Raw genomic sequence first — 22,050 nt, forward strand, 5'->3', positions numbered from 1 at the left:
ATATTTATGAATCAACATTCAGATAATAGAAATAACGAGGATAATACAAAGGGAGCTTTGGCGAGCAAAAATGACTTTCCCTCCTTGAGCCAAACCAATAATACCGCTCAGATCATTACGGGAAGCGGGCCAATAGCTTTAGATTTAGTTGTGGTCATTGATACGAGTGGCTCCATGGCTGATGAAGCAGGGGATTTAAGTAAGCAAATAGATGCCACAATTGCAAATGCTTCAATGAAATGTCCATCCCATCTTCGCGCCACATTCCTTGGTATTGAAGGTACATGGGCAGGCACTAAATTCGATCAAACGGCCAGTGAATATTTAATGAAACTAGGGGTAAATGAAAGAGAATTACAAGCAAGATTGCCTTTTAAAGAATCGGATGGCAAAGATCATGCAGGAAATAAGGAAGATCTTTGCCGTGCCGTCATCGATATCAGCAAGCATTTTGATTGGCGTGAAGATGCACGTAGAGCTATTTTTGTTTTAGGTGATGAAGGAATGGAAGGCGGCGGCGGGATTTTGACTCGCGCAGCGATTGCAAAGAACAATGAGGCTATTCGAGTTGCGCAGGAATTAGGGATAAAAGTCTATACCTACCAAGGTACGCCGGATGATAGCCTAACTAACCTAGACCGTTTTCCAACGTTGGCAGATAGAGACAACGTGACGAGAGAATATGAAAGGTTAGCAAGAGAAACAGATGGGCGCTCGTATATTTACACGACAGGTATTGCAGATTTTGCGTTGGTACTGCAAGAAATATTGTGTGATAGCTTAACGCCCCCCGTAAAACCAAAACACGATAACTCAAATTGTGAGACAGTTTGTGATCATTTGCCATCAATCATAAAAATTGTCGATAAACTATCTGAAGTGATTAATAAAACGATTGATTCTTGTTGCTCGCAGCAATCAGAAAAACAGGATATAACGGACAAACAGTGTCAGTGTAAAAAGTAGCGTTCAATACACCATCCATAAAAAGAGGGAATGCTTCCCTCTTTTAGTTAATTAGATGTATTAAAACTGTACAGCTTAATAAAAAATCCCAATAATTGCGCAGTGGGCAACAAACCCGACCATCAACGGTACTGCGGTGCGTTTCACCACATCGAAAGGCTGTAGTTTTGCGCCACTCGATACAGCAATGATTACCCCCGCAACTGGGGACATGCCGCGTCCCATATGGGAAGCTTGCTGCATAGGCAAGATCATCGAAATCGGGTTTACTCCCATACTATGGGCGATTTGCGGGATCAACTCCACAAAGGCTAAGAATGGTGCATTACCCGAGCCCATAATAATCGCCGCTGCCAGTGTCACTAAAGCGAAGACGATCGCCATAGCAAACGGTGGTAAACCAACGGACTCAGCACCGAGTATCAATTGGTCGATTGCACCACTGACTTTGATACCGTGGGCAAATACCCCAGCTGCCACTAATAAGCCAACAACATGGCTGAAAGCATGCCCCATTCCATTAAGGAACGTTTGGAAGCCATTACACACCAATTTAAAGTTACGTACTCGTAGAGTTTCAATCACCATACAAATTGCCATCGCAATCAGCACAATGGTTACTACGTCTAAATGAATACCTGCAAAGAATAAATTGGATGTACCGACCGCCATCACGATTGGTAACATAGGAAGAAATGCATAATATCCTGGAACAGATTTTTTACCTTCTTCTTTCTCATGGGATTGAACCGCTTTACCGATCTCAGGCACAAAACCTTGTTTACGGTCACAATGGCGCTGCCAGAAAATATGGGTAATACCAACCACCAGCACAGTGGCTAATGCCGCAGGGCCTTGGTAGTAAAGTACATATTCAACCACAGACATATCGACCGCTTTCGCGCCACGGATGGCATCAATCGCTGTTGGCGTATATGCAACACCGAGAGAGGTGGCGATAACCCCTGCTGCAGATGCAGGCGATAAGCCTAACCCAATCATAATCGGAAACATAGTTCCCATCAGTAACACAGCAAGGCCCGTTGCGGAGGGGATAGCTAGCTGTAGGATACTTGCCAATAAAAAAGAGAAAAACAGCAATACATAGGGCGAGCGCATGTTTTTTAGTGGCTTAGTGGCAACACGTACAACCGCTTCATTTGCGCCAATATGATCCATATATTGTGCAAATCCCATCAATGCCATGATCATTAAGCCAAGATCTGCCGCACGACTACTGAAAAGATCGCGCATGACTTCAAATGGGTCGAGCCACGTTATTCCTGTTGTTGCAACGTTTTTAGGTAGAATTGGTCCCCAACCCAATACCATGGTGAAGATCATCAATGCTAAACCCGCAATGAATAATACGGGTTCTGCTTTGTAGCCCTTCAAAATAAACCGTGCAACCAAAACAACGATAATCAGAACCGTTAGAATTGGGATCATGCTTTTGCTCCTGGTTTGAAGCGTTCAGCAGTGATCTGGACGACTTGTTTTAAAACATCGCTAGCTGCATATAGGGATTTCACCGGGAGGTATTCATAGATGGAGTGGAAATTATGAGCACCAGTGAAAATATTTGGACAAGGTAAGCCATTTTGCGATAGCGCCGCACCATCATAGCCCCCACGCATTGGGATAACTTTCGGTGTAATACCACAGGCTTGATAAGCATCGATAGCAATGTCAATTGGGTAGCGGTTCTCACCTTGTAGGCTGTTATACACGTTAGAATAGCGATCGGCTAATTTGCAAACCACACTTTCTTTACCCCACAATGCTTCACAGTTTTCAGCCAGTTTTTTCAAGAAAGCCATACGTGCACGGTAGCCTTCTTCGGTAAAGTCACGAACGTCCATTTTTAACACAGTACGTGCGCTATTTCCGGACATTTGTTTAACCCAGTAATAGCCCTCGCGACCTTCGGTATACTCAGGTGCTTCGCCACCTGGGAGCATGGCAATAAATTTTTGAGCCATCAGCAGCGAGTTGACTAATTTTCCTTTCGCAGACATTGGGTGGGCCGATTTACCCGTAAAGATAATTTCTGCATCACCCGCATTCCAGTTCTCATACACGAGCTCACCAATACCACAGCAGTCGAGTGTATAGGCAAAATCAGCGCCAAACTCTTTGACATCAAACACTTTTGCACCACGTAGACCCTGTTCTTCATCGGGAACGAAGCCCACTTTGATGGTACCGTGTTTCACCTCTGGGTTCTGTTTAAAGTATTGCAGCATATCCATGATAGAAGCGATAGCAGCTTTATCATCGGCACCTAATAAACTGGTTCCATCAGTAACAATGATGTCATCACCAATGTAGTTGACCAGCTCAGGGAATTCACTTTGACGTAAATAAATATTCAGTTCTTTGTTCATGCACAGATCTTCACCGGTATAGGGTAAAATTTGTGCTTTAGTGTCATTAGTTTGCTCCGCACTTGTATCTAAGTGACCAAAAAATGCGACAGTGGGGACGTCGTAATCAAGGTTAGATGGCAGCGTAGCGGTTACAATGGCGGTATCACGTAGTTTAATATCTTCAACCCCAAGCGCTTCTAGCTCTTGCACGAGCTGTTTAGCTAACACACGCTGCCCTTCGGAGGATGGCATGATCCCCGCAGCACCCTTTTCCCTATCAGTGGTGGTATTCACTTTGGTGTATGAAATAAAACGGTCAACAATATTCATTATTCTCATGCTCCAGCATTATTTTGAATGTTTTATACTTTAGTTATCGCTGTGTTTGTAATCTCATTTCACAGTATTATTCTTGTATCACAACTAAAGAGAGCCTGAATATCCGACCTGTAGAATTTTTTTAAAAAATGTTAGAGAGAATATAAAATTAATAATTAATACTAGCTTTATTCGTGTAATGAATTAAAATGCGCAACTTTATACCACTCTTATTTGATAATGTTAATTTATTGATATTAAAGCGTAATAGATCCCTCTATTATGTTTTTTTATTTAACATTTGATATTATTCTTACCTATCCAAAATCTATTTACCAATAAACTGAGTTAGATAAGTTAAATTAATTTTAAATTTTATTTCTAAGTTTTTATTTTGATTTTAGTAAAATAAAATATCTCTTTAGTCAGCTATTAACTAATGGTTAAGGTGGTGTTTTCAGTATTTAACACCAAAATTAATGCGGTGAGGCTCAATTGCTCATAAATTTGTTGCGATAATAATCAATGCTTAAGTATGTTTACTTGGTTTTCGATAAGCAAAAAAAACAGTGTTTAATTTTATTATTAATATCTATTTATGAATAGATAAAATAGATTGATAGCTAATGTTAAACCATAAAACCAAATATACCGTAGTTTAACGTTTTATTTTAATGGAATCTAAGGTGTTTTTTTGACATGATGCAAATAGATGCCTAGCGAGTTGACTTAACTAAATAAAAAGAAAGCTGAAGTGGGCTCTTCCTAATATGTGTTTAATAAAGTTAGGCAAGGAATAAACATGGGTTCAATTAACATTAAAAAAAATAATATTATTTCTGGCTTTCAATGGTTCTTTTTTATTTTTTGTAACACAGTGGTGATCCCGCCAACATTACAATCTGCGTTTCATTTATCGGAGCAGGCTACTTTTACCATTACACAATATTCATTTTTATTAACTGCTTTAGCCTGTTTGTTACAAGCTTTTCTCGGTCATAAAAGGTCAGTAATGGAGGGGCCGACAGGACTATGGTGGGCGACGATTTTAACCGTCACTCTATCTGAATCGATGCAGGGAACAGCGCTTGATACTATTGGTTGGAGTCTGGCTATTGGGATTTTTTTCTCAGGTATTATCACGATATTCATTGGATTAAGCGGTCTAGGCGGTTGGCTTGCCAGTTTATTTAAACCGGGGGTGCTAGTTGTTTTTATGTTTTTACTTGGTGCCCAACTAGTGACCATCTTCTTAAAAGGGATGCTTGGTCTTCCATTTGGTGTCGGAGGTACCGAGGTTGCGGTGAATTACCCTGTATTCTTCCTTGCTCTTGCCGTACTCGCTTTGGTCATCGGGATTATTATTTATTTACCTGTGAGCATCAGTAACTATGCGCTGTTAATCGGTACAATTATTGGTTGGGCTGCGTATAGCATGTTGTTTGACAATAATACATTACCCGTACTGTCGTCTTCGTGGACGCTTTTTCCGCTTGGTAAATCCGATGAAGTGAGTGTGAGTATTATTTTAACTGCTATTTTTGCCGGTATTCTGAATACTTCAAATACCTTTGGGGCGATGCGAGGAACCGATGTTTTTTACCCAAATTCACAACCAACTAAGTCACTATATCGGCGTAGTTTTATCATGTCAGGTTTTGTAACAGTACTTGCTGCGCCGTTGGGTATTGTGCCTTTCTCACCTTTTGTATCCTCTATTGGCTTGATAACTCAAACAAAAGACAGTTCTCGCATGTCTTTCAGTATTGGCAGCCTTATTTTCTTATGTGTGGGGGGAGTTGCGGTACTCACGCAGTTTTTCCGTTCACTGCCTCTTGCTATTGGGAGTGCGGTAATGTTAGCCACCTATCTGCCGCTGCTATTTTCATCATTTTCATTTCTGGCTGATATGAAATTAAATGCACGTAATATTTACCGCTTAGCGCTGCCAATTTTTGTCGGAATATTTTTAATGTCTGCACCTGCGGCTGTATTGGATTCTTTACCGACAATGTTTAGTTCGCTATTAGGTAATGGGCTTTTAATGGGGATTATTTTTGCATTAATTCTGGAAAATACCATTAAGTGGGACAAAATCGCTTAGGATACTGTTGTAAGTATCGCTAATTTGAAAAAATCCAATGGAAATTATTGCTGAAGCTCAAGGCAACTCTATTGTTATTGTTAATCGAAATGAACCTGCTTTTTATTGTGTGTCGCCTGAGTTATCCGCGTGGTTTATGGCGCTAGCGGAAGATGCTAAGCTCAATAAAATTGCAGATGAGCGTGTACAATCACTCGATACCGTTAGGGTAAATCTCGATGATTTTAAACTCGAGTTCGATAAACGTGCATTAAAGGAGTGGCAGGCTTCTAATCAACGTTAACACAAAAATGTCTTAAGACACTGGCAATTAATGGGCTAACCTTATGTTAGCCCATTGAATATTAACGTCCTAAATAGCCGTCCCAATCTTTCCAAACTGGCTGTAGTCCCGCTTGTATCAAAGCTTGTGCAACTTGTGCCGCACTGCGGTTATCATTTGGTGAAAACTGTTCCAGTTCTTCTTTGGTATCGGCATAGCCACCCGGTTGGGTTTTTGAGCCCGCACTGACATTATTAATCGCTAATGGCACCACATGATCGCGAAAATAGGGGGATTCGCGCGTTGACAGTGAAAGCTCGACATCGGGGGCAAGTAACCGAAAGGCGCAGATTAATTGTACCAATTCTGCTTCATCCATCAGTGATGCAGGCTCAACGCCCCCCGCACAGGGGCGCAAGCGAGGAAAAGAGATAGAATAACGGCTTTGCCAGTAGTATTGCTGCAAAAAGCGCAAATGTTCGGCAACCATATAACAATCGGTACGCCAGCTATTGGATAAACCAATTAATGCGCCAAGACCGATTTTATCCACTCCCGCTTCACCAAGGCGTTCAGGTGTAGCTAAACGCCAGTGAAAGTCCTGCTTTTTGCCTTTGAGGTGATGTAATTGGTAGGTTGGCTCATGGTAAGTTTCTTGATACACCATCACCCCATCTAATCCCAATATTTTTAGTTCCTTATATTCATCAGTGCTTAAAGGCTGCACCTCCATCATTAACGAACTGAAATAAGGGCGAATAATGGGTAAAGTATGGCGGAAGTAATCCATCCCCACTTTATGTTGGTGTTCCCCCGTAACCAATAATAAGCTATCAAAACCAATTTTGCGCAGCGTTTCACACTCATTAATGATCTCTGCATCATTCAGTGTTTTTCGTTTGATTTTATTACTCATCGAAAAACCACAATAAGTACAATCGTTTGCGCAGAGGTTTGATAAATAAAGTGGGACGTAAAACCCAATCGCATGACCAAAGCGTTGGCGAGTGAGTCTTTGCGCTTTTTGCGCCATCGCTTCAATATAAGGCCGTCCCGCAGGGGAGAGTAACGCCATAAAATGGTCGAGGGTGAGAATATCGCTCGTTAAAGCCTGTTCCACATCTTGGGCAGTTTTGCTATGAATTCGTAGCGTGATATCGTCCCAGTTCAGTGCCTTTAAGCGCTCTTGGAAACTGGGGATCATGACAGTGCTCCCAAAAAATGGGTCAAGGGGCTGGACGCTTGCGCTTGCTGTTTGGGAGCTGCTAAACCGCTTTGATAAGCGAGTTCGGCCGCTTCAACGGCAAGTTTAAAGGCTTTTGCCATTAACACCGGCTGCTTGGCAACGGCAATCGCGGTATTCACCAGCACCGCATCTGCGCCCATCTCGATGGCTTCTGCGGCGTGGCTTGGTGCGCCAATTCCTGCATCCACCACGACAGGTACAGTGGCTTGCTCTATGATAATCCGCAGCATCTCTTTGGTGGCTAAGCCTTTATTGGTGCCAATAGGCGCGCCTAATGGCATCACCGCAGCGCAGCCAACCTCTTCAAGACGACGACATAACACAGGGTCTGCACTGCAATAAGGCAATACCACAAACCCTTCTTTAACGAGTTGCTCCGCAGCGAGCAATGTTTCGATAGGATCAGGCAATAAGTAACGCATGTCAGGATGAATTTCGAGTTTGATCCAATTAGTCCCCAACGCTTCTCGAGCAAGGCGGGCAGCAAACACGGCCTCATGGGCATTTTTTGCCCCTGATGTATTAGGCAGAAGTTTTACGCCAATTGATTGAAGTGGTTGTAAAATGCCATCATCATCCCCGCGTAAATTAATGCGTTTCATGGCCATAGTGACCAATTGACTGCCAGAGGCTTGAATGGCGTCTTGCATTAACGTGGCATTGGCAAATTTACCTGTTCCTGTAAATAGGCGTGATTGAAAGGTAAAATCGGCGATTTTTAACATCATTAGCCCCCAGCGATAGCTTGAAATAACAAAATATTGTCTTGGTCATTGATGAGATGTGTATCCCATTGACTCTTTGGAATGATCACTTGATTGATGGCCAGTGCTGTCCCTACCGTGCTGCGCCCTAGCGCCTCAAACAATTGATTGACGGTCAGCGGCGCATCAAACACCATATTTTGGTCATTAATTAGGATATGCATGCTTCTTCCCGACAAATTGGACATTGCAACGACGGGGTCAGTTGCAAGGTATGCCATTGTTGTTGTTTTCCATCAAATAAGCGTAATTTCCCGCTTAAGGATGAAGGTAATCCGACAAGTAATTTAACGGCTTCAAGGGCTTGCAGCGTCCCGATAACCCCAACGACAGGACCCAATACACCCGCGGTGCGGCAGTTGCGTTCAGGTTCGCCTTGGTCGGGATAAAGGCAAGCGTAACAGCCTGCGCTAAACGGTGGCTCAAGTACCATCAGTTGCCCCCCAAAACCGACGGCGCTACCACTGACTAATGGGGTATTCGTCATCACACAGGCGGCATTGACGGCATGGCGGGTTACCATGTTATCGCAGCAATCGAGGACTAAATCGACCTGCTCGACAAGAGGCATTAATGTTTCAACCTCTAATTTCTGCGCTATCGCACGGGTGTTTACTAGCGGATTGAGTTGATGAAGCCTATTGACGGCAAGCTGAGCTTTTGATTGGTTGATGTCATCAGTACCGTAAAGTACTTGTCTTTGTAAATTAGAAACATGTAAATCATCGTGGTCTGCTAGCCATAATTCGCCGACCCCTGCACCCGCGAGATAGAGGGACGCAGGGGAGCCTAACCCACCTAATCCGACAATCAGTACTTTGCTATTCTTTAGTTTTTGTTGCCCTTCAGGGCTAATGTCCTCAAGTAATAGCTGGCGGCTGTAACGCATGAATTCTTGATCATTTAACATGATTAAATCCTCGAACTATCAGCCGTGTATTTCTGTTACTAAATACACGGCTAATCATTTGATTGTTAGTTAACTGGCGCGATGACGCTCAATTAAATTCAGTAACGTTTCAGTCGCTGCTCGCCAATCATTCGCTTTGGTGATAGCACTGACGAGTGCCACACTACCAACCCCTGTTGCTAAAACAGCCGGTACACGGTCAATCGATATTCCGCCAATGGCAACTGTTGGGTAATCAGGCGTTGCTTCCACCATCGCTTTGAGCGTATCTAGTCCTTGTGGAGATGACGGCATCTCTTTGGTTTGTGTGGGGAAAATATGCCCCATTGCGATATACGAGGGGCGCACGGATTTTGCGATGGCTAACTCATGTTCATCGTGAGTGGAGATACCTAACCGAAGACCTGCTTGGTGTATAGCCAGCAAATCTGCCGTTTCCAAATCTTCTTGACCAAGGTGTACGCCGTAGGCCCCAAACTCTACGGCTAAGCGCCAATAGTCGTTGATAAATAATCGTGCGTTATGTTTTTTACCCAGAGCAATGGCTTTTTGAATATCGTCGCGTACTTCCGCATCCGCTTTGTCTTTGATGCGTAATTGAAGAGTGGAAACGCCCACATTAAGCAAACGTTCGATCCATTCAACAGAATCGACAACAGGGTAAAGACCGAGATATTGTTCGGTCTTTGGAAATGGCGATCCGGGCGTAATAATAGCGTTAGGCGATTTTTTCATTATCAGTGACCTCTGGATTCATAATTTCTGCGCTATGGTATAGCTCGCTACCATGGGCACGAAAGGCTTCAGACATTTGTTCCATTCCCGCCTCTTTTTGCGCAGCATAATCACGTACTTCTTGGGATATCTTCATTGAGCAGAATTTGGGACCGCACATTGAACAGAAATGAGCAATTTTTCCGGAGGCTTGTGGTAAGGTTTCATCGTGATATTTACGCGCGGTTTCTGGATCTAATGCTAAGTTAAATTGGTCTTCCCAGCGGAATTCGAAACGTGCTTTGGACATGGCATTGTCACGAATTTGTGCACCTGGATGGCCTTTGGCGAGATCAGCTGCATGAGCCGCGATCTTATAGGTGATTAATCCCTGTTTTACGTCCTCTTTATTGGGCAACCCTAAATGCTCTTTAGGGGTGACATAGCACAACATTGCACAGCCGAACCAGCCGATCATGGCGGCACCGATACCGGAGGTGAAATGGTCATAGCCCGGTGCAATATCAGTGGTGAGTGGCCCTAAAGTATAGAATGGGGCTTCGTGGCAATGTTCTAATTCTTCTGTCATATTGCGGCGGATCATTTGCATCGGCACGTGGCCGGGGCCTTCAATCATCACTTGGACGTCATATTCCCACGCAATTTTGGTCAGCTCGCCAAGGGTATGAAGTTCGGCAAATTGCGCTTCATCGTTGGCATCTTGGATTGAGCCTGGACGTAAACCATCACCTAATGACAAAGAAACATCGTAAGCGGCACAAATTTCACAGATTTCGCGGAAGTGTTCGTATAGGAAGTTTTCTTGGTGATGAGATAAACACCATTTAGCCATGATGGAGCCGCCGCGTGAAACAATCCCCGTCAAACGTTTAGCTGTCATAGGCACATAGCGTAGTAAGACGCCAGCATGGATAGTAAAGTAGTCAACACCTTGCTCAGCTTGTTCTAATAATGTATCGCGGAACATTTCCCATGTGAGGTTTTCCGCGATGCCATTGACTTTTTCAAGGGCTTGGTAGATTGGCACTGTACCGATTGGCACTGGGCTATTACGTAAAATCCATTCACGGGTTTCGTGAATATAGCGTCCTGTGGACAAATCCATCACCGTATCTGCCCCCCAGCGAGTTGACCAGATCAGCTTTTCCACTTCTTCTTCGATGGATGAAGTGACGGACGAGTTGCCAATATTGGCGTTTACTTTTACTAAGAAATTACGGCCAATAATCATCGGCTCAGATTCTGGGTGATTGATATTCGCAGGGATGATAGCGCGACCTGCGGCGACTTCTTGGCGAACAAACTCAGGGGTAATGTTTTCCGGTAAATTCGCCCCAAAGCTTTGCCCAGAATGTTGTTGCAGCAAAACTTCGCCACGAATACGTTCACGCCCCATATTTTCGCGAATGGCGATAAACTCCATTTCTGGCGTGATGATACCTTTACGTGCATAGTGAAGTTGGGTGACGCACTTGTTAGGTTGTGCTTTTAATGGGCGCGGGCGGTTATTAAAGCGCAAGTGGTCAAGACCGGCATCGGCAAGACGCTGTTGTGTGAAGTCTGAACTGAGGTTTTCGACTTCAGTGGTATCTAAACGTTCTTGTATCCACGGTGCGCGAATTTTTTTCAGCCCTTTGTGCACATTGAGTTCTGAATTTGGGTCGCCGTAGGGGCCTGACGTGTCATAGATAGGAACGGGCTCGTTATCTTCAAATTGCGGATTGTCTTTGTCACCACCAATTAAGGTTGGCGATAGTTGGATTTCTCGCATCGGGACTTGGATATCGTCTCTTGAACCTTGCAGGTAAATACGTACCGAGTTAGGAAATGAAACCCCAGAAACGGTATTGATGAAGTTTTCAGCGGCGTCACGTTGGGCTTTACGAGTGCGAGCAGGTGCGGCTTGAGGGGATAAATCAGTGGTAGGTATAACGTTATTTGTAATATTGGACATAGCAATTTCCTGACATTGTCACGGCTATGATGCAAAGGGCATCTAGCGGGTTTATCGAAAGAAAGTTGCTTGTCAGGAGTTCGGCGGAGTAATAAAAAGACGTTGTGCTTAATTTTTCGCCAGAAGAAGAATGGCAAAAATGGCACCGAGTGATTACTCTTGTTCCCTTCGCGGGTATTAACCCGATCAGGTTCCGCGGATCCCGAATTAACGGTCTCAGCCTGATGTTTTCACATACTAGGCACTCCGACAAGAATTGATCAGTATAAGCTTTCCTCGTCATTCTTCAAGCGATTTCCCCGTCATTCTTCGCGCGATAAGTGCGTTGGCTTCACTCAGCTACCCGAGTCACATACTTATGTATGCTCCTCGGGATATCTTCGTTTGCCGCCTTCTTCTCACTCGAATAATTTAGGGGAAATATGTGTATTGGGTAAAAAATAATTTAGGGGAAATGTTTCCTTGTCATTCTTCGCTAAATAGGCGAACAACGAATGTTTGTTTTCAGGGTTAATAATTAAAGTGTTGTTCAATATCCGCTAATATTTGCTGTTTATCTATTCCTAACTCAGCATAAGGTGCATAGTATTGTTCTGCACCTTGATGGGTAAATAACTCTGCTTTTGAGGTATTACTGATAAATATCCCACTTGATTCAAGCCAACCAGGTGACTGCTTAAGTTGTTCTGGTGTAAGGCGAAACTCATCGTTTTTGAATATTAAATACATGCTAACTTGCCGATCACCCATATATTGAAATACGGATGTGGTGCTAATATGTTTATCGGCAGATAGTTTTTGGCAGGTATCTTGGATTAATAAGGCTTGTTGCTGCCAGTCAGCTCTCGCGCTATCTATTTCTATACGCAAAGTTGGTAAGAACCAATTTATCCATTTGCATGTTTCATTGTTAGAGGGAAGAGTTTGTTGATAGAGCAATGGTAACCTAACATTATTCGGGATCAGTTGAAAATGAGGCGTATTTTCGTCACTACTCGTTTCTAACGAGTTTTGTACCAAAATATCCTTTATTTCACCAAAGTTTGTTAAGTATTCCACCATAGGGATAAAATACCGCGCTTCATTTAAAAACTTATCACCCTGACGTATTTTTGACTCTTGGTTATAAACCTCGTCATTGTAGGTTTTTAAATCTAAAATTGCCTGTTTGTTAAAAGGTACTGCGCTGTCATCGCGTATTTGGCTCAGTAATAACTTATTCCTTTGCTGCTGTTCTTGCACACGATGAATAGTAAAATCAGGCGTAATTATTTTTTGCCCAAGAAAATAAGGCTTTGTTGGCTGTTGTTCAATAAACGGTTGACCATTTAATTCAATCTTTCTTATTTGTGATTGTTCATCGCGAGTGTAAAACCGCAGCACGGTGTCTAATTGCGAGGATTTGTCTGTCGTTTTTGGGGATTGCTTTATCACATCAATATTCAATTGATCGAGCAAGCGCTGCCTTGGCGATTGAAATACTTTTTCGGCAAAACTTAACCTAGTTTGATCACCGAGTAACGATATCATATAAGGCGACATGCCTGTTGGCTCGAGACTTCCCGCTAATGGGTGGGTCATTTTTTCTATACTACTTAAACTGCTGCCCGGTACATCATCTAATCTAATAAATTCACAACTCGGTTTATCTACGGTGAGTTTTGTTGCATATGGCTCCGCGTTTTCTTGTGAAAGAGGAATAAACTGGGCAATCATCATGCGGTAATTATGATTCATCATATTAATTATTTTCTACGTTATGTAATCAGTGGCTGATAACATTAGCCATCAACGAGTTTATCTTTTAGTAAACGATGACTAATAAAATGCTGTAACAAGGGAATTTGCTGCTGTTCAATTTTATAGAACAGCTCTGGGTTATTACGTTGCAGCTCAGGATCTGATTTCAGATCTTCAATCATATAGTAGGTAAATAACGACAATACCTGATGAGTCTCAGGGTATGTTGCGCGGTCAGTAAATTGGCTGCTGTATTCTTTAGCCAGTGCTGCTCGGCTTTCATATAATGCCACCTTTTGGGGATCGGCACTGGAGGCGGTAAAGGACAGGCAAGCATTTTGGTAAAATTGTTGAATATTTTGGGTCAACTGGGTGATATCTGTCATTGGTATGAGATTATCAGGGGTATCACTAAATTTTACTTTAGGTAGATCACGGCGAAGGGGTTCTATGAAGGCACTGTTAGGGCGTTCTCTGAGTTGTGTTCTTGCTGGAAATGCTTGGTTTTCCGAGCAATCGGGTTTTAGCTCTGCATTTTGGTCGTAATTCATTAATAAAGGTACTATCGTTAAAACCGTTTTCCGTTGTTCTGCTAATGAGCGGTTGAGTTCCAATCTAGGGATTTTATCTAAGACTTCAGGTAAATCGTCATAAGTTTCCACTTGTTTCTTGAATAATGGTTCATTAGTGATTTGAACGCCTTGCTCACTGAATTTTGCAACAGTGATATCATCTAAAGGTACAAAGCGTTGGTTTTGAATGCTTTGTTTTATTTGTGCATTTAGGGCATCTTTTTCTGTTGCCAGCCTTGCAATAAATTCGTTCGCTGAGGAATGTTTAAATTCGCCCAATACAAAGCGTTGTAATGGTGTTAGGTGCGGGGCATTATCCAGTTCCTGCGTGGAAAGGAAGGGTTTGCATCGCCCTATACCATGAAAAGTCATTAATTCGGAATCACGAGCCTGTTTTTCATCTTTACCGCTGGCAGAACGGTGGTGTACGATCATTTCAGTGCGAATGCCTGTTTCAATCGGGGTGTCATTATTGGGGTTATGAATAACGGCATAACGGGCATCTGGTACATGGCTAAATTCACGCTGTAAATCCTCCATGGTGGGAAATTTAGTGGCTGCTTCACTTTTCGTAAAGCGAATAGCGCTTTGTGTATTGTATGGGAATGCAGCTAAGCACTGTTCAGTGTTGGCTTTGATACTATCTGCGTTACGGGTAGTGATCAGTTTGAATTCAGCGGCATAATTACTATTATCAAAGTGGTACATCCATTCGCGGTATTTCCCATCATCTTTATTGGCAGGATTGAACATAAAACGAAAGTTAGAAACTGCGGGAATATCGCCTAATTGATAGGCAGCTTTGAATATTTGAAGTGGAGTTAATTTGGCATTAAGGCAACGGGGATCAGTAATAGCAGTTTTGATGTTTTGAGTAGCGAAATCGAGCTTTTTATAATCATCTTTGCAAACCGCGTGTTTCATTATTTTTTCGTCATAAAATGACTTAAAAATTTTATAATTTTCATTATCAACCTCACATGCAGATACGCCATACATCCCCCATTCTTTGACCATAGTATTTAGCTCGTCTTTTATATCATCATCAACGAGGGATAATAATGCTGTTCGAAGTTGTGCTATTTCTGTTGATTTTGATAATTGCTGATATTGGCTTTTTTCGACTTCACTTAATTCAGCGATAGCTTTGAACCTATTGGGCTGTGTAAGAACGGTATTATATTGGCTAAGAACTAATTTCGTTAAACTGGGGTTCTTAGTGAAGTTTGGATTATCAGTCAGATTGATGCCTTTAATCATTTCCGCAATATTAATATGAACGATTTTATGTCCTAAAAGGGCTCCTTTTTTTTCTAAAATATCGAGTATAGATGGCTCTGTTTGGTGAATTTGGACTTCACGATTTTTCAAGGAAATTAATTGGTAAGCGGTGTTTGTGCGGTTATCTATAATAAAATTCTTAATGCCATCCGTAGTGCTTGCTTGGGCTAAGGTAACAGTATAATCAGTATGAGCTTGTAATGAGCTAGGGTTATTAATATTTGGCATTTAGTCCTCGGTGTATATTTGAACAGGAGGACATTGTCTATTAGCGGAAAAACTACTTCTTTCGAAAATATATAACAAATTTACTGTATTGACATTTTAATCTGTTACTGAAAATGGCGCGGCTAAAATGAATGTAATACGGTATTTATATTAAATACCCACCAATAGCGCATCGATGAGTATTCAGTATTGTTCCCATGTTGGTTTTGATCATAAGTGCCAAGTGTATTGGCACCATTTATATTCTTTGGCGGCTTGTTGCAAGCGAGGATCACCGTTGACGATAAAGGTTTCGTCGGCGAATTGGCACAGAGGGAGATCGTTGGCAGAGTCGGTATAAAAATAAATATAAGCATCGGTGATTGGCTGGTGGCGGATCCAATCCAATAAGCGTTTAACCTTACCTTCCTTGAATGTTGGGATACCGTTAATTTCGGTGGTATAGCAGCCATTTTGTTGCTTGATATCAATACCCATGGCGACATCGGCATTGAGCTTATTAGCGATTTTTTTAACAATAAAGGAAACAGTCGCGGAGATCACCATAATCGGGATCCCTTTGGCGCGGTAGTGAGCGATCGTTTGAATCGCATCAGGGTAGATCCTTGGTAAAATCACGCTTTGTACAAAATCATCCAACCAAATATCCACTTGCTCTGTTTTTATATTGGCGAGAGTTTGCAGATTAAAACGCAAGTAAGTGGGCATATCTAATGTGCCTGCATTGTATTGCGCCATCATGGTTTTATCGGCTTCTACAAACTGCGGGTCACTGATGATTTGCTTATCCCATAGGTATTGTGTCCATAATACGCTGCTATCCCCTTGGATCAGCGTATCATCTAAGTCAAAAATGGCTAATTGATTTGGCATTATATTCCTATCTTATTAACTAAGTGCGCGAATTTCATTTTTATTAAACATTAACTCAAGGCGGGTGCCGGGCTCAAATAAACGCTCCGATGAGCGATTGAGTAAATCTACGGTCATATCCCCCGCAGGGGTATTCACGCTATAACGAATAATATTGCCGAGCAATTGATGATCTAAAATCACTGCATCCACAGGATGAGAAATATGATTACCGTACTGGCGACCCGCTTCTTTTACATAAATAGATTCAGGGCGGATGGCGAGAGTGCCTTGTAAATTTAACCCTAACATCGCGTTAGCTTTGTGGGCATCGACCAAATTATAATGCCCCATAAATCGAGCAACAAACTCGGTGGCGGGCTGAGTATAAATATTCTCTGCCGTATCATTTTGCACTATCTGTCCTTTATCCATTAAAAAGATCCTATCCGACATGATCATGGCTTCATCTTGGTCATGGGTAACAAAAATAGTTGTTAAACCTAATTCGCGTTGGATCTGACGAATTTGCTGGCGCAAATGTTTACGAATGCGAGCATCAAGGGCAGATAGTGGCTCATCAAGCAGCAAGATTTGCGGTTTCATGACTAATGCTCTTGCTAATGCAACCCGTTGGCGCTGACCACCCGATAACTGATGAGGATATTGGTGCTCTTTTCCTTGCAACTCCACCATTTCAATCACTTCGGAAACAGCTTTGGCTCTTTCACTGCCATTGACTTTACGCATTTTCAAACCAAATGCGATGTTATCTGCCACGGTCATATTGGGAAACAAAGCATAGCTTTGAAACACCATCCCAACACCTCGCTGTTGAGCGGCTTGGTGAGTGACATTCTGACGATGAATGTAGAGTTCTCCGCTATTAAGTTGTTCAAGCCCTGCGATACAACGTAATAAAGTGGATTTACCACAGCCACTAGGTCCTAGCAGAGTAATAAATTCACCTTTTTCAATCGTGAATTGAATATCGGTAAAGACACGATTTGCACCAAAAGACTTGGCTAAATTTTCAGCAATAACATAACTCATCATTCATCTCCCGCACGATTTAAGTGCATGGCTAACCATGTCAGCAATAACGTAAATAAGAAGTAAGACATCACCAGTGCGGAAGTAAAGTGCCCACTGGTTTGGCGCATATTAAATAAGTAGATTTGCAGGGTTTCATAACGTGTACCGACTAGGATATTGGCAAATACAAACTCACCCATTAAAAATGAAAATGAAATTAATAATGAAACCAACATGCCTTTACGAATATTTGGCAATACAATCATTAGGAAAGCTTTGAAGGTAGTTGCGCCAAGCAAATGAGCTGCATCCATCAAGTCATGTAAATTTATCCCTTGAAAACTGTTAGCGAGGGCGCGATACATAAACGGCAATGTGATGGTGAAGTAGGTACCAATTAAGATCCACGGCGTTCCCACTAACATTAATGGTTCATCTGCAAAAATTTGCAGTAAGCCAACTGATGAGACAACTGGCGGGATCGCAAAGGGTAAAATAATCAATAAATCCATCACCCCTTTGAGTTTGGGAAAACGGTAAAAAACCGCAAATGTCATCGGCAAAATAACTAAGGTACTGATTAACAGCGTGCCGAAGCAGATGATTAAAGAGCGACCAAATGCCATTAAAAACCGTGGGTCTTGCCATAATTGCAGATACCACTTTATGGATAAGGCATCCGGCAACACGGTTGCTCCCCAAGAACTGGCGATAGAATATAAAAATGTGGCAATAATAGGTAAGGCTAATAGGCTGGCTACGCTAATTAACACTAATTTATGAAACCATAACCCTGAGATTTTTTTGCTATTGATTATGATTGGGCTGATCACATTGTTATTTTGCATGATAGCTCCCCTTGATTAACCAATGATGGATGCCAGTGATAAACCCTAAGATAGCGATAAGCAGGACGGATAACGCAGCCGCCATGTTGGGTTCTAGGAACAAATCACCGGAAACTAAACTGGCAATACGGATGGTTACAAGGTTGTAATTGCCGCTAGTTAGCGCATAGGTACTGGCGTATGCCCCCATCGCATTGGCAATAAGGATAATAAATGTGCCAAGTAAAGCGGGGGAAAGCACAGGAATAGCGACTTTTAACCAATAGGTTAATTTACTGGCGCCCATGGTTTTTGCGGCATCTTCCCACTCAGGTTTTAGGGCATCAAAGGCGGGGTAGAGTAATAAAACGCCTAATGGTATTTGGAAATAGACATACAATAGCATTAAGCCGCTTGCGCTATAGATATTAAAATCTTCGATAATTCCCCATGCTTTGAGCTGCAAGGTGATCGCGCCATTAAAGCCTAAAATAATGATAAATGCGAACGCCAATGGAACGCCGCTAAAGTTACTCGCCATGGTGGTGAAAGAGATCATCATCCGGCGCACTTTACCTTGCATCTTATAGATAGAAAAAGCGGTAACGCTAGCGATAAACAAACCGAGTACGCTACAAATAAGGGATAGCCATAGAGTATTTTCAAAGGCTTGCAGGTAAAAATCATTGGTAAAAACTTCAAGGTAATTACCAAGGGACCATGTTTCTTCATAAATAAAACTGTTGATAAACACCCAGATCATCGGGGCGATTTGAAATAAGCCAAATAGCACAAAAAACGGCAGCAATAATAATGCAGCGCGCCAATGAAAACGGGCAAAGGTTTTCTTTAACATGGCGATTTTCCCGAGTTGTGGTTGGGCTTGTTCATAGGGGGCAGTTAGGTCAGCCATTACCTATCTCCTTGTAATAGCCCATCACACACGGGCTTATCGAGAGGGTCGACACCTAATAAACGGCATACCGTGCCACAGATATCCGTTTGTGCGATATCACAAGGCTGGTGGGAAAAGGTAGAACCGACCACAAATAGTGGCACCAAGCATTCTTCGGGAAGTGTGCCGCCATGGCTACGGTCATTGTTCATACCATGGTCACTGGTGATCAGGATTTGATAGCCTTGTTCAATCCATGTCGGGACATAATTCGACAAAATAATATCCGCGTGGCGAGCCGCGTTGCGGTATTGCGGTGAATCGAAACCAAACTTATGCCCTGTATCGTCGATATTCATCGGGTGAATTAATAAAAAGTCAGGGTTAAATTGGCTACGCAAATATTCTGCATCCATCAACAGATGATCATCAGGGTAGCTGTCTGCTTGGTAAAAACAGCCATGTTGGATGGTCAGCCGTTCATCGTGCGTAAAACGGTCGCGAGTAGCTACAAATGGCGCTCGGTTATACAGCTCGCTGACCCAGTAATAAGCCGCGGCGGCGGTTGTTTTACCCGCAAGGCGTGCAAGAGAAAAAATACTGTCAAAGTGAGATAAGCGTACAACGTCATTGTTGACGATCCCGCTTTTTACTGGTGGTACACCCGTTAAAATGCACTCGTACAGTGGGCGAGACATGGAAGGGAGCTCGCACTCCAATTGATAAAGTGTTGCGCTATCGGTTCTGATGAGTCCATTGAGATAGCCCATACAATGATGGGCTACTGAATAACTTAAACCGTCTAGGACAACAAGTATGACTTTTTCAGACATTAGACTCGTATTCCTAAATTCAACAAATTCAATTACTGCTGGTGGATCAGAACTTGTTGTTGCCACATTTTGGGTAAATTACGCGATGATTTTTCCCAGCCTGCGGCATCTTTAATTGGGTGAACATTTTTATACTGTTCTTCAGGTAGTAATTTGGCTTTGATATCATCAGGTAACGTCAAATATTGGGCACGGATTGGGCGAGCGTAGCCTTCTGCAAGGTTTAATTGGCCTTTATCGCTAAAAATAAATTCACGTGCTAACTTGGCCGCATTGGGGTTTTTCGCAAATTTGTTGATGATAGTGGTATAACCGGAGATCACGGAACCATCTGATGGGATCACAACGGTAAAGCGATCGCGGTTGATCTGATCGCGGTAATTCAACGCGTTAAAGTCCCATAAGATCCCAACTTCCACCTCACCTTTTTCGATGTTAGCGACCGTTGGATCATTGACTGAAAGGCGTTTTTGTTTGGCTAATTCCGCAAACAATTCAATGGCAGGTTTGAGGTTGTTTTCATCACCACCGCGGGCAAATGCGGCCGCTAAAACGGCGTTATTGGCTTGAGCTGCAATCCCAACATCACCCACTGTCACTTTGTATTTGCCTTTTAATAAGTCATCCCAACTTTTTGGGGCGTCTTTGACTAAATCGTTATTAATCATAAAGGCTATCGAACCGGTATAAGCTAATGCCCAGTGACCGTCTTTATCTTTTGCCCAATCAGGAATTTGTGACCATGTGGTTGGTTTATAAGGCTGAGTTACCCCTTTTTGCACTGCGACCGGACCAAATGAAGCGCCGACATCACCGATATCCGCAGTGGCATTATTTTTTTCTGCGGCAAATTTGGCAATTTCTTGTGCGGAACTCATGTCCGTGTCTTGGTGTTTTAAACCATATTGTGTCGTTAAATCTTGCCAAGTTCCTTTCCAGTTTGCCCAAGAATCAGGCATCCCAACGCTGTAAACTTGCCCTTCTTTTTTTGCAGCATTGATTAACTCTGTTAAATGAGTATCAGCAGCAAATGTCATACTGGATGCGGTCAGTGATAGTAAAATCGCAGGAACGATAGTTTTCATTGTTATCTCACTTTTGAAGAACGATGAACCAGATTGGTTACTTAGCATCCTAATTTTAATAAGTGACAGTGAGTTGACTGTTTTATGACAGTTTTTAGACATTTTATGGGATGAACTGTCTAAAAACTGTCAAAATTGACGGTGATAAAAAATGAAACAAAGCTTTGAATGACATTGTGTCAAAGAAGTGTATTGTGTTATTCGAAACTGATTTTTTTATCGACGACCTTTTTATCAACAACAAAAAATCAAAAAAGACATAAAAATGAATAAATTAACGTTAGTAGGAACAGAAAGTGGCTGGTGGTTCGTCTGTTTCGCCGGCCGATTGTGGTTGCCGAAAGGGGATATTCCACACGGCAGCGCTAAAGACTATTCATTAGAAGGTAAAAATGCGACCCCCATTGGCGAATGGCAAGGGGAAATCGTCTGGCTTATTGCTGAAAAAATGCCATCAGATATGATGTCCCCCCGAGTTGTCGCTGCGCAGGATGAAGGTTTGTTTCGCCTTGCTGGGCGGGGGGTACAATTGGCTGAATTCTATCGTTCTCATCGTTACTGTGGCTATTGTGGTACGGCAATGCGCCACAGCGCAACAGAATGGGCATGTCTGTGTGACCATTGCCATGAGCGCTATTACCCACAAATTGCCCCTTGCGTTATTGTAGGGATCCGCCGTGATGATCATATTCTTTTGGCACAACACCGTCGTCATTCGCAAAACCCATTATTTACGGTACTAGCCGGTTTTGTTGAAGTGGGTGAAACATTAGAAGAAGCGGTTATGCGCGAAGTCATGGAAGAGAGCCAGATAAAAGTGAAAAATATTCGCTACGTATCCTCACAACCATGGCCCTTTCCTCATTCTTTAATGATGGGCTTCCTTGCCGATTACGAGAGTGGTGAGATTCAGGTCGACCCGAATGAATTGATCAGTGCAAATTGGTATCATTACAATGAGTTACCACTTATTCCCCCGGGGGATACTATTGCAAGGCGCTTAATTGAAGATACAGTAGCATTGTGTCGTCAAAGTGAGTACAGATCCGGCAAATAGCAGTACGCTGATATTGT

At 42.6% G+C, this 22,050-nt stretch carries 20 protein-coding genes and 1 riboswitch; of the genes, 4 read left to right on the forward strand and 16 right to left on the reverse strand.

The features are described 5' to 3' along the window. The first annotated feature begins 6 nt into the window (after positions 1 to 6). Positions 7 to 966: a VWA domain-containing protein gene (locus tag AB6N04_RS18365; protein WP_369309663.1), complete on the forward strand. Its 960-nt coding sequence runs from the start codon at positions 7 to 9 to the stop codon at positions 964 to 966. Positions 967 to 1,041: 75 nt separating this feature from the next. On the opposite strand, the gene dcuC is transcribed toward AB6N04_RS18365, so the two are convergent. Next, positions 1,042 to 2,415, reverse strand: coding sequence for a C4-dicarboxylate transporter DcuC (gene dcuC / locus AB6N04_RS18370; protein ID WP_369309664.1), 1,374 nt, complete (start codon positions 2,413 to 2,415; stop codon positions 1,042 to 1,044). Further along, the gene (gene pepT / locus AB6N04_RS18375; protein ID WP_369309665.1) at positions 2,412 to 3,665 is read right to left on the reverse strand and encodes a peptidase T; all 1,254 of its coding nucleotides are present in this window, start codon (positions 3,663 to 3,665) and stop codon (positions 2,412 to 2,414) included. The genes dcuC and pepT overlap by 4 nt, the downstream gene beginning before the upstream one ends. 790 nt (positions 3,666 to 4,455) lie before the next feature. Between pepT and AB6N04_RS18380 the strand changes: the two genes are divergently transcribed. Together AB6N04_RS18380 and AB6N04_RS18385 are read left to right on the forward strand one after the other, a co-directional pair. Beyond that, positions 4,456 to 5,757, forward strand: coding sequence for a uracil/xanthine transporter (locus AB6N04_RS18380; protein WP_369309666.1), 1,302 nt, complete (start codon positions 4,456 to 4,458; stop codon positions 5,755 to 5,757). 37 nt (positions 5,758 to 5,794) lie between these two features. Further along, entirely contained in the window at positions 5,795 to 6,040 is a 246-nt protein-coding gene (locus tag AB6N04_RS18385; protein ID WP_369309667.1) for a plasmid stabilization protein, read from the forward strand. A gap of 61 nt (positions 6,041 to 6,101) precedes the next feature. Here AB6N04_RS18385 and thiH read toward each other — a convergent pair whose 3' ends face one another. The 14 genes from thiH to AB6N04_RS18455 all read right to left on the reverse strand — a co-directional run bounded on the left by thiH (position 6,102) and on the right by AB6N04_RS18455 (position 20,976). Further along, positions 6,102 to 7,223: a 2-iminoacetate synthase ThiH gene (gene thiH / locus AB6N04_RS18390; protein WP_369309668.1), complete on the reverse strand. Its 1,122-nt coding sequence runs from the start codon at positions 7,221 to 7,223 to the stop codon at positions 6,102 to 6,104. Continuing rightward, entirely contained in the window at positions 7,220 to 7,990 is a 771-nt protein-coding gene (locus tag AB6N04_RS18395) for a thiazole synthase (RefSeq protein ID WP_369312175.1), read from the reverse strand. Before AB6N04_RS18395 ends, thiH begins: the two co-directional genes overlap by 4 nt. A 2-nt stretch (positions 7,991 to 7,992) precedes the next feature. Then, a complete protein-coding gene (thiS, locus tag AB6N04_RS18400) occupies positions 7,993 to 8,193 on the reverse strand; it encodes a sulfur carrier protein ThiS (RefSeq protein WP_369309669.1) in 201 nt (66 codons plus the stop codon). Next, positions 8,181 to 8,939, reverse strand: a complete 759-nt coding sequence (locus AB6N04_RS18405) for a ThiF family adenylyltransferase (protein WP_369309670.1) — start codon at positions 8,937 to 8,939, stop codon at positions 8,181 to 8,183. Before AB6N04_RS18405 ends, thiS begins: the two co-directional genes overlap by 13 nt. A gap of 69 nt (positions 8,940 to 9,008) precedes the next feature. Further along, a complete protein-coding gene (thiE, locus tag AB6N04_RS18410; protein WP_369309671.1) occupies positions 9,009 to 9,674 on the reverse strand; it encodes a thiamine phosphate synthase in 666 nt (221 codons plus the stop codon). Beyond that, on the reverse strand, positions 9,658 to 11,628 hold the full coding sequence (thiC, locus tag AB6N04_RS18415) for a phosphomethylpyrimidine synthase ThiC (protein ID WP_369309672.1): 1,971 nt from the start codon (positions 11,626 to 11,628) through the stop codon (positions 9,658 to 9,660). Before thiC ends, thiE begins: the two co-directional genes overlap by 17 nt. A gap of 146 nt (positions 11,629 to 11,774) precedes the next feature. After that, positions 11,775 to 11,887, reverse strand: a riboswitch (TPP riboswitch). Positions 11,888 to 12,138: 251 nt separating this feature from the next. Further along, positions 12,139 to 13,368, reverse strand: a complete 1,230-nt coding sequence (locus tag AB6N04_RS18420) for a hypothetical protein (RefSeq protein ID WP_369309673.1) — start codon at positions 13,366 to 13,368, stop codon at positions 12,139 to 12,141. A 41-nt stretch (positions 13,369 to 13,409) separates the two neighbouring features. Beyond that, the gene (locus tag AB6N04_RS18425; RefSeq protein ID WP_369309674.1) at positions 13,410 to 15,449 is read right to left on the reverse strand and encodes a hypothetical protein; all 2,040 of its coding nucleotides are present in this window, start codon (positions 15,447 to 15,449) and stop codon (positions 13,410 to 13,412) included. A gap of 210 nt (positions 15,450 to 15,659) precedes the next feature. Continuing rightward, entirely contained in the window at positions 15,660 to 16,322 is a 663-nt protein-coding gene (locus AB6N04_RS18430) for an HAD family hydrolase (RefSeq protein ID WP_369309675.1), read from the reverse strand. 15 nt (positions 16,323 to 16,337) lie between these two features. Next, on the reverse strand, positions 16,338 to 17,354 hold the full coding sequence (locus AB6N04_RS18435; RefSeq protein ID WP_369312176.1) for an ABC transporter ATP-binding protein: 1,017 nt from the start codon (positions 17,352 to 17,354) through the stop codon (positions 16,338 to 16,340). Next, on the reverse strand, positions 17,354 to 18,184 hold the full coding sequence (locus AB6N04_RS18440; RefSeq protein ID WP_369309676.1) for an ABC transporter permease: 831 nt from the start codon (positions 18,182 to 18,184) through the stop codon (positions 17,354 to 17,356). Before AB6N04_RS18440 ends, AB6N04_RS18435 begins: the two co-directional genes overlap by 1 nt. After that, entirely contained in the window at positions 18,174 to 19,076 is a 903-nt protein-coding gene (locus AB6N04_RS18445; RefSeq protein WP_369309677.1) for an ABC transporter permease, read from the reverse strand. Before AB6N04_RS18445 ends, AB6N04_RS18440 begins: the two co-directional genes overlap by 11 nt. After that, positions 19,076 to 19,891: an alkaline phosphatase family protein gene (locus AB6N04_RS18450; protein WP_369309678.1), complete on the reverse strand. Its 816-nt coding sequence runs from the start codon at positions 19,889 to 19,891 to the stop codon at positions 19,076 to 19,078. Before AB6N04_RS18450 ends, AB6N04_RS18445 begins: the two co-directional genes overlap by 1 nt. A 32-nt stretch (positions 19,892 to 19,923) precedes the next feature. After that, complete coding sequence (locus tag AB6N04_RS18455) at positions 19,924 to 20,976, reverse strand: ABC transporter substrate-binding protein (protein ID WP_369309679.1); 1,053 nt, start codon at positions 20,974 to 20,976, stop codon at positions 19,924 to 19,926. A gap of 265 nt (positions 20,977 to 21,241) precedes the next feature. Here AB6N04_RS18455 and nudC point away from each other — a divergent pair, with 265 nt between their 5' ends. Continuing rightward, the gene (gene nudC / locus AB6N04_RS18460; RefSeq protein WP_369309680.1) at positions 21,242 to 22,033 is read left to right on the forward strand and encodes an NAD(+) diphosphatase; all 792 of its coding nucleotides are present in this window, start codon (positions 21,242 to 21,244) and stop codon (positions 22,031 to 22,033) included. Positions 22,034 to 22,050: the final 17 nt, after the last annotated feature.

This window comes from Providencia rettgeri, from assembly GCF_041075285.1.
GTDB lineage: Bacteria > Pseudomonadota > Gammaproteobacteria > Enterobacterales > Enterobacteriaceae > Providencia > Providencia rettgeri_G.